Genomic DNA, 7,237 nt, shown 5'->3' on the forward strand with positions numbered 1-7,237 from the left:
CTGCGGCCGGCGTCGGCGCCGCGGTTTTCGGCCCGCAGCGCCGCGGACATTGAACCTCGATGCCCCTTCAGCCCGGCCTCGATGCGGGTCGACAGGCGCTCAAAGCTGCCGCAAGGACCAGACCCATGGCCGTGATGACGAAGCCACCGGAGGCGGCGACCGCCCCCGTGGTGATCAGCGTGTTGCCGATGCTGGAGAGAAAGACGATCGCCCCGAGCCCGATCACCACCAGGCCCGCAAGGGCGATCAGCACCCCCAGTAGCACCAGGAACCACCACATCTCGCTACTCCACTACGCCTCGCCACACCGGCGGAAGAAGAAGCCTTTCGGCCCCGGTCCCGAACACGCCTGAATTTCGACGGCACCACGGTTGTTTGAAGGCGGGCCCAGCCCTATCTAGTCGGCAGCTCGGACGTTCCCGATCCCCGGCTCGACCGGCGGCTCGGCGCGGGGCCGGGCTGATGCCGGATCGATTGCGGAGAACGTTCATGTCCTTCACCCTGCCCGACCTGCCTTACTCCTATGATGACCTCGCCCCGTACATGTCGCGGGAGACCCTGGAGTATCACCACGACAAGCACCACCTCGCTTACGTCAATAATGGCAACAATCTCCTAAAGGGAACTGAATTTGAAGGAAAATCCCTGGAGGAGGTGGTCAAGGGGTCGTTCGGCAAGAACGCGCCGCTCTTCAACAATGCGGCCCAGCACTACAACCATGTGCTGTTTTGGCAGTGGATGAAGCCCAATGGCGGTGGCGCGATCCCCGGCGAGCTCGAGAAGAAGATCGTCGCGGACTTCGGCTCGGTGGACAAGTTCAAGGAGGATTTCATCGCCGCCGGCGTCGGCCAGTTCGGCTCGGGCTGGGCCTGGCTCGCTCTGGTCGACGGCAAGCTCGCCATCACCAAGACCCCCAACGGCGAGAACCCGCTGGTGCACGGCGGCACGCCGCTGCTCGGGGTCGACGTGTGGGAGCACTCCTATTACATCGACTACCGCAACCGCCGTCCCGACTACCTGAAGGCGTTCGTCGACCATCTCGTCAACTGGGAATATGTTGCCGAGCTGTACGCCAAGGCTTCCTGACCTCCGGTCAAGGCCAGTCCCGTTTCCGCAACTTGCGGAAACGGGACACCAATCTGTCTTTCACCTGCCATCTTTCCGGCAGAAGCATCGCGGCACGTCGCCGGATGGAGATGTGGCTGCAATTCTGTTTTGCAGTGCATCGTATAAATATGTTGCAAGTTTCCAGTCGGCGATCTTAGCTGCTGCGCCTTCACGTTCCCGCGAGGTTCCCTCTCGCGCCGTCGAGGGTCACGCCTGCGTTCGAGGTCGCCCCGTATCATGCCGCCCTTCGCCTGGTTTTCCCTGCGCCGGCTCGCGTCCCATCCGGCGGACCTGATCGCGGCTGCCGTTTTGTGCGCGCTTGCCCTACTGGCGTGCCTCACATTCCAGGATTACGGACTGGGCTGGGACGACTTCACCCACTCCCAGTATGGCGACCTGCTGCTGAACTACTATCGGTCGCATTTCACCGACAAGGCGGCATTCTCGTTCGTCAACCTGTTCTATTACGGCGGCGGCTTCGACCTCATCGCCGCCCTGCTCGCCAAGATACTGCCGCTGGAGCTGTTCGACGTCCGCCGCCTGATGGGTGCCGCGGTCGGCATGGTCGGCTTCTTCCTGGTCTGGCGCGCCGGACGGCGCATCGGCGGTCCGGTGGCCGGACTCGCCGCGCTGAGCCTGCTTGCCATCTGTCCGCTCTATTACGGGCAGATGTTCATGAACGCGAAGGATGCCCCCTTTGCGGTGACCATGCTGGCCGTGACCTACGCCTTGGTGCGGGCCCTCGACGAATATCCGCGGCCTTTGCCGCGCACGGTGGCTTTGTTCGGCGCCTGCCTCGGTCTCGCGGTCGGCGCCCGCGTGCTCGGCCTCCTGGCGGGCGCCAACCTCGCCCTCGCCCTCGCCGTGCTTTGGGTGCTGGAGACCCGCCAGAGAGGCCTCGTCCAGGCGGCGCAGCGCGGCGCAGGCTTCGTTGCCCTGCTCGCCCTCGGCCTGCCGCTCGGCTATTTCATGCTGGCGCTGGTCTGGCCATGGGCCGTGGTGGAGCCCTCAAACCCCCTCGTCGCGCTGAAATACTATTCCCACTTCTGGGAGGTGCCCTGGCGCGAGATGTTCGAGGGGCGGGCCATTTCCGTTCCGGATATGCCGCGCCGCTACGTGCCGACACTGTTCGCGCTGCAGATGCCGGAACTGTTCCTCGGCCTGTTCCTGGCCGGCACGGGCCTTGCGGCATACCGCATTGTCCGCGGGCAGGAGACGCCGCAGGCGCGGGCGCGCTATATGCTGTTGATCTCGGCGGCACTGCTGCCGATCGCACTGGTGGTGGCGACCCGGCCCGCCATGTATAACGGCATCCGCCACTTCGTCTTCGTCACCCCGGCCATGGCGCTGCTCGGCGGGCTCGCCGTCGCCGCGGTCTGGAACCTGCTGGCGCGCGCGCGGTGGCAGCACGCGGCGTTGCCGCGGCGGCGTTCGCGCTCGGCCTGGCGGCGCCGGCGAGCACCTTCCGCGACATTCATCCATACGAATATACCTATTACAACAATATCGTCGGCGGGGTGCGCGGCGCCGACGACAAGTTCATGATCGACTATTGGGGTCTCGCCTTCAAACAGGCCGCCGAGGCGCTCGACGAGTATGTGGAGACGCACCGCGCCCTGCTTCCCCAGGGCCGCAAGCTCAAGGTCGCGGTCTGCGGCCCCCTGCTCGCCGCCAAGGCGAATTCGGACCGCAGTACGAGCTCACCTATGACAGCAAGACGGCTGACCTCGCTCTGGTCCAGGGCGAGTTCCACTGCGCGGACGTGAAGGCGCCGGTGCTGGTGGAGGTGGCGCGCGAAGGCGTCGTCTATGCCCGCGTCTACGACGTGCGCGGACGCCAGGTGCAGAGCATCGTCGCCGGCCCCTAGGGGGTCATCCGCCTCCACTTTCGCGAAGAGACACGGACTTCCGCCCGCACGTGAACGCGTGCGCCGATCGCGTGCGGGCGGATCCGTCTCTAGGGCGGAACGGCCAGCTCCGGAATCTCCAGCAGCACCAGTTCCGTGTCGTCCGCCACCCCGGGCGTGCGCCCGGCGGTCAAGGGCAGGTTGTTGTCGTTCGCTACCACGACGCGGCCGGGTGCGATCACCGCCAGCCCCTCGATGGTGACGAAGGGCATGGCGAAGCGCGCCTGCGCCCCGTCCTTGCCCGCCTTGCCGTCGGGATCGGCGATGGCGAGGAGGTCCACCGCGCCGAGCCGGCGCACCGGCTCCCCCGCGCCGGCCTCGGGAAGCTCGATCAACACCAGCCGCTTGTAGCGCGCGGGAGCAGCAAAGCAGGGCCCGCCGGCGCGCGGCTCCCGGCAGGCATGCGCTTCGCTCCCCTGCCGGTGGTCCCGCTCGATGACGAGGCCGCGCCGCGCGTCCAGCAGGACGAAGTCGCCGATGGCGTGGGTCGGCGCGGCGAGCGGATAGAGCCAGGACCGCGCCGTCCAGGCGCGTGCGGCGAGATCGAATTCCAGGATACGCACCGCGGCGGCCGGCCCCAGGGTTTCCCTCGCCCCGCCGGAGAGATCGGCGAGCGGACCTTCCAGGATCGGATGGAGCCGCGTGCCGTCCGCCGACAGCGCGAGCCCCTCGAAGCCCTTGGAGCGCGCGACCGCGAAGTCGGGCATCTTGCCGCCGGGCGTCGACGGCAGCGCGAGCGCAGGATGGTCGGGCGAGCGCACCACCCGAGCGTCAATGCGGGTCTCGAAGATCGCCTTGACCCGCCCCGCGAGGTCGGTCTCCACAAGGAACGGGCCGAACTCGTCGCCGATCCACAGGCTGTCGCCAACCTTCTGGAGGGACTCTGGGTCGAGGTCCGAGCCGGTGAGATAACGCTCCCGGGTGCCCTCCATGGCGATGGGATAGGGCAGCCTGAAGTCAGGATCCCGGAGGAAGACGGTTTCCTGCCGCGTGACGGTGCCGCGCGCGAAATCCGGCGCCAGGCGGTGCACCATGAGCATGGCGTCGGGCGAATTCGCCTTGGCACCGAAACCGTTGTCCGACAGAGCGAGGAAGGCGCCGTCGCCGTCCGACGCCAGCCCCGACAGGCCCTGGACCGGCTGGCCCGCGAACGGCGTGGAGAGGCTTTCGACCGCGTGGCCCGGCACGGCCGAGAGGGTGTTGGGTGCCGGGCGCAGACCGATCCCCTGGGTGCGCTGGCGCTCGGGATTGAGGAACTTTCCGCTCGTTCTGAGCGCGTCCGGCGCATCCGCCGGTGCCGCCACGAAGCTCCCGGCCGGCAGGATGGCGCGGCCCAGCAGCCGGCTCGCCAGTTCCGGCTCGGCGGGTGCGCCAGGACTGGGCAGCGGGACCTGCTGCGCTCGGCGCCGGCGCCCGGCACCAGCAGTGCCGCGGCGAGGCAGAGCACGGCGAGACGGGGGGACCATGGCCGTCGCGGTGTCGCCATGCCTCTGTCTCCCGCTTGGTGCGGGCCTCCGGCCCGGCCCGCTTCGCCGGTCGCGCTCCCCTCCGGCGCTAGATCCAGCGCAGGCGCTTGAAGGCCCAGAACATGATGGCGCCGATGGCGAGCAGGATCAGGCTGACGATCCAGAAGCCCTCACCATCGTCCGATCCCGGGATGCCGCCGACATTCATGCCGAACATGCCCGAGATCAGCGTCAGCGGCGCGAACACCACCGTCACCACCGCCAGCACCAGCATGGACTGGTTCATCTGCTCGGACCGCCGGTCCACCATCTGATCGCGGATCACGGCGGCGCGCTCGCGCACGCTGTCCAGTTCCTCGCTGAAGCGGGCCACGCGGTCCGCCGCGTCGCGCAGGCGGTTGCGGTCCTTGGGGCCGAGCCAGGAATCGTCCTCGAGCGAAAAATGGTTCAGCGCCTCGCGCTGCGGCGCGATATGGCGGCGCAGCTTGATGGCGACGCGCCGCATCACCGCGAGCTTCGGCAGCAGATCGGAGAGCTGGGTCGCCTCCACCTGGTCCTCCAGCTCGTCGGCGTCGTCGGTGAGCGCCGTGACCACCGCATCGAGCCGCTCCACCAGCCGGGTCGCCAGTTCCGCCACGAACTCGCCCTGGGTGCGCGGGCAGCGCCCGCGGCCGAGCGCATCCTCGAAATCCTCCACCGCCGAGAGCGGCTCGTGCTGGACCGAGACGATCCGGGCTTTGTCGACCCACAGATGGACCGTGACCACGTCCTCCGGCAAAGCGTTGCGATAGAGGTTCACGCCGCGCAGCGACAGCAGCGCCCCCTGCGTGAACACGGCGCAGCGTGGCCGCGCGTGGTCCTCCAGAAGGGATTCGATCACCGATTGGTCGAGCCCGCTCGACTGGCGCAGCCACGCCTCCTTCGGCCGGTCCATGCGCCGGAATGGAGCCAGACGAAGCCCTCGTCCGGCAGAGGCCCCGTCGCCTCTTCCCAGGAGAGGCGGCGGCCGCCTCCCTTGCCGTCGAGCCACCAGGTGGAAATCACTTCCTGCGTGTCGATCCTGTCCATGCCTGCCAGCCGCCCGCTTGGTTTGCGCGGGGCTCCCCGATCATCCCCGCCTTCCTCGCACGATTGCGCGACACCCGGAAGATGGCACCGCGCGGTCTCAGCCGAGGGCCTGAAGGATGCGCACCCAGCTGCGCGTGCCCTTGTGGAACGAGGTCACGTCATATTTCTCGTTCGGCGAATGGATGCGGTCGTCGTCGAGGGCAAACCCGATCAGCAGGGTGTCGATGCCGAGGCGGCTCTTGAACTGTCCGACGATGGGGATGGAGCCCCCCGACCCCACCATCACCGGCGCCACGCCCCATTCGTCCTGAAGGGCGCGCGCCGCATGGGCGAGGTCGGCGCTCGCGGGGTCCACCAGAAACGCGCGGCTGCCGTGATTGCCGGAGAAGGTGGCGGCGCAGTCGACGGGCAGGCGCGCGCGCACAAACGCCTCGAATGCCTGGGCGATCTGCGCCGGGTCCTGGTCCGCCACCAGGCGGAACGAGATCTTCGCCGTGGCCTTCGCCGGGATGATGGTCTTGGTCCCCTCCCCGGTGTAGCCGCCGAAGATGCCGTTCACCTCCATGGTGGGGCGGGACTGGATCTGCTCGATCAGCATCCGGTCGCGCTCGCCCGCCGGCACCGAAAGGCCGACGGGGGCCAGGAACGCGTCAGGCCCGAGGTCGAGGCGCGCCCACGCGTCGCGCACCTCCTGCGGCATCTCCCGCACCGCGTCGTAGAAGCCGGGGATGGTGACGCGCCCGTCGGCATCGTGCGCCGCCGCCAGGATGTCGGCGAGCACGTGGATGGGATTGCGCGCCGCCCCGCCGTAAAGGCCGGAATGCAGGTCCCGCGACGGCCCCGTCACCGTAACCTCGACCGCGAGTATGCCGCGGAGCGACGTGGTGATGGAGGGCGTGACGGCATTCCACATGCCGGTGTCGCACACGAGGGCCAGGTCGGCCTTCAGGCGGTCCGCCTCCGCGGCGAAGAAGCCCGCAAGGCTCGGCGAGCCGCACTCCTCCTCGCCCTCCAGGAACACGGTGACGTCCACCGGCGGCGCGCCACCCGCGGCGCGGAACGCCCTCAGCGCCTCCAGGAAGGTGAGCACCTGCCCCTTGTCGTCGCTGGCGCCGCGCCCGACGATGGTGCGCCGCCCGTCGGCGCCCATGCCGAAGCGGGGCTCGAACGGCGGCGTCTCCCACAGATCCAGCGGGTCCACCGGCTGCACGTCGTAATGGCCGTAGAACAGCACCCGGCGCGCCGCGCCGGTGTCGGTGCGGGCCACCACCATGGGATGCCCGGTGGTGGGGATGACGGCAGCCGAGAGGCCCAACTCCTCCAGCGTCCCCGCGGCCCATTGGGCCGCGCCCGGCAGGCGTCCTTGTAGGCGGGATCGGTGGAGATGGAGGGAATGCGCAGATAGTCGAACAGCCGCGCCAGCGACGCGTCGAGCCCCGCATCCACCGCCTCCAGGGCCTGGCGCTGCAACGCCTCCCCCGAAAGCCCGACCGCCGTCCGCGCGCCGCTTGCCGTCATCTGCGCCTCCCCGCGCCGGCAGCCCGATGCCGCCAGCACACGCGCGGATGCTGGCCGCGAAGGGGACGGCTGGCAAGCACGACCTTCACGGCCATGCGGGCTCGACTGGCGAAAGACCCGCCGGCAGGCGGGCGCACCGTCGCGCCGCACATACACAGCGGCGAGACGCCGG

General features: G+C 68.9%; 6 protein-coding genes and 1 pseudogene. 3 read left to right on the forward strand and 4 right to left on the reverse strand.

What is annotated here, in order from left to right; all coding sequences use genetic code 11:
• Positions 1–67: 67 nt before the first annotated feature.
• Entirely contained in the window at positions 68–280 is a 213-nt protein-coding gene (locus AC2W7M_RS16330; RefSeq protein WP_486133288.1) for a hypothetical protein, read from the reverse strand.
• 209 nt (positions 281–489) lie between these two features.
• Here AC2W7M_RS16330 and AC2W7M_RS16335 point away from each other — a divergent pair, with 209 nt between their 5' ends.
• The 3 genes from AC2W7M_RS16335 to AC2W7M_RS16345 all read left to right on the forward strand — a co-directional run bounded on the left by AC2W7M_RS16335 (position 490) and on the right by AC2W7M_RS16345 (position 2,873).
• Positions 490–1,086 carry a superoxide dismutase gene (locus AC2W7M_RS16335; RefSeq protein ID WP_486133289.1) on the forward strand — a complete coding sequence of 199 codons (597 nt, stop codon included), beginning with the start codon at positions 490–492 and terminating at the stop codon, positions 1,084–1,086.
• A gap of 258 nt (positions 1,087–1,344) precedes the next feature.
• Positions 1,345–2,652, forward strand: a complete 1,308-nt coding sequence (locus tag AC2W7M_RS16340; protein ID WP_486133291.1) for a glycosyltransferase family 39 protein — start codon at positions 1,345–1,347, stop codon at positions 2,650–2,652.
• The gene (locus AC2W7M_RS16345) at positions 2,649–2,873 is read left to right on the forward strand and encodes a hypothetical protein (protein ID WP_486133293.1); all 225 of its coding nucleotides are present in this window, start codon (positions 2,649–2,651) and stop codon (positions 2,871–2,873) included. The genes AC2W7M_RS16340 and AC2W7M_RS16345 overlap by 4 nt, the downstream gene beginning before the upstream one ends.
• Before the next feature lie 190 nt (positions 2,874–3,063).
• On the opposite strand, the gene AC2W7M_RS16350 is transcribed toward AC2W7M_RS16345, so the two are convergent.
• The 3 genes and pseudogenes from AC2W7M_RS16350 to AC2W7M_RS16360 form a co-directional block, all read right to left on the reverse strand.
• Positions 3,064–4,479, reverse strand: coding sequence for an esterase-like activity of phytase family protein (locus AC2W7M_RS16350; protein WP_486133295.1), 1,416 nt, complete (start codon positions 4,477–4,479; stop codon positions 3,064–3,066).
• 88 nt (positions 4,480–4,567) lie between these two features.
• The gene (locus AC2W7M_RS16355; RefSeq protein WP_486133296.1) at positions 4,568–5,413 is read right to left on the reverse strand and encodes a zinc transporter ZntB; all 846 of its coding nucleotides are present in this window, start codon (positions 5,411–5,413) and stop codon (positions 4,568–4,570) included.
• Between the two features lie 231 nt (positions 5,414–5,644).
• Positions 5,645–7,065 (reverse strand): annotated as a pseudogene (locus AC2W7M_RS16360) (M20/M25/M40 family metallo-hydrolase).
• Positions 7,066–7,237 lie beyond the last annotated feature (172 nt).

The organism is Xanthobacter sp. BG11Y11_SDJG, from assembly GCF_057364445.1.

Coding starts and splice junctions, on each gene's coding strand:
- AC2W7M_RS16345 (WP_486133293.1), top strand. CDS start 2,649: ATGATCGACTATTGGGGTCTCGCCTTCAAACAGGCCGCCGAGGCGCTC.
- AC2W7M_RS16330 (WP_486133288.1), bottom strand. CDS start 280: ATGTGGTGGTTCCTGGTGCTACTGGGGGTGCTGATCGCCCTTGCGGGC.
- AC2W7M_RS16355 (WP_486133296.1), bottom strand. CDS start 5,413: ATGGACCGGCCGAAGGAGGCGTGGCTGCGCCAGTCGAGCGGGCTCGAC.
- AC2W7M_RS16350 (WP_486133295.1), bottom strand. CDS start 4,479: ATGGTCCCCCCGTCTCGCCGTGCTCTGCCTCGCCGCGGCACTGCTGGT.
- AC2W7M_RS16335 (WP_486133289.1), top strand. CDS start 490: ATGTCCTTCACCCTGCCCGACCTGCCTTACTCCTATGATGACCTCGCC.
- AC2W7M_RS16340 (WP_486133291.1), top strand. CDS start 1,345: ATGCCGCCCTTCGCCTGGTTTTCCCTGCGCCGGCTCGCGTCCCATCCG.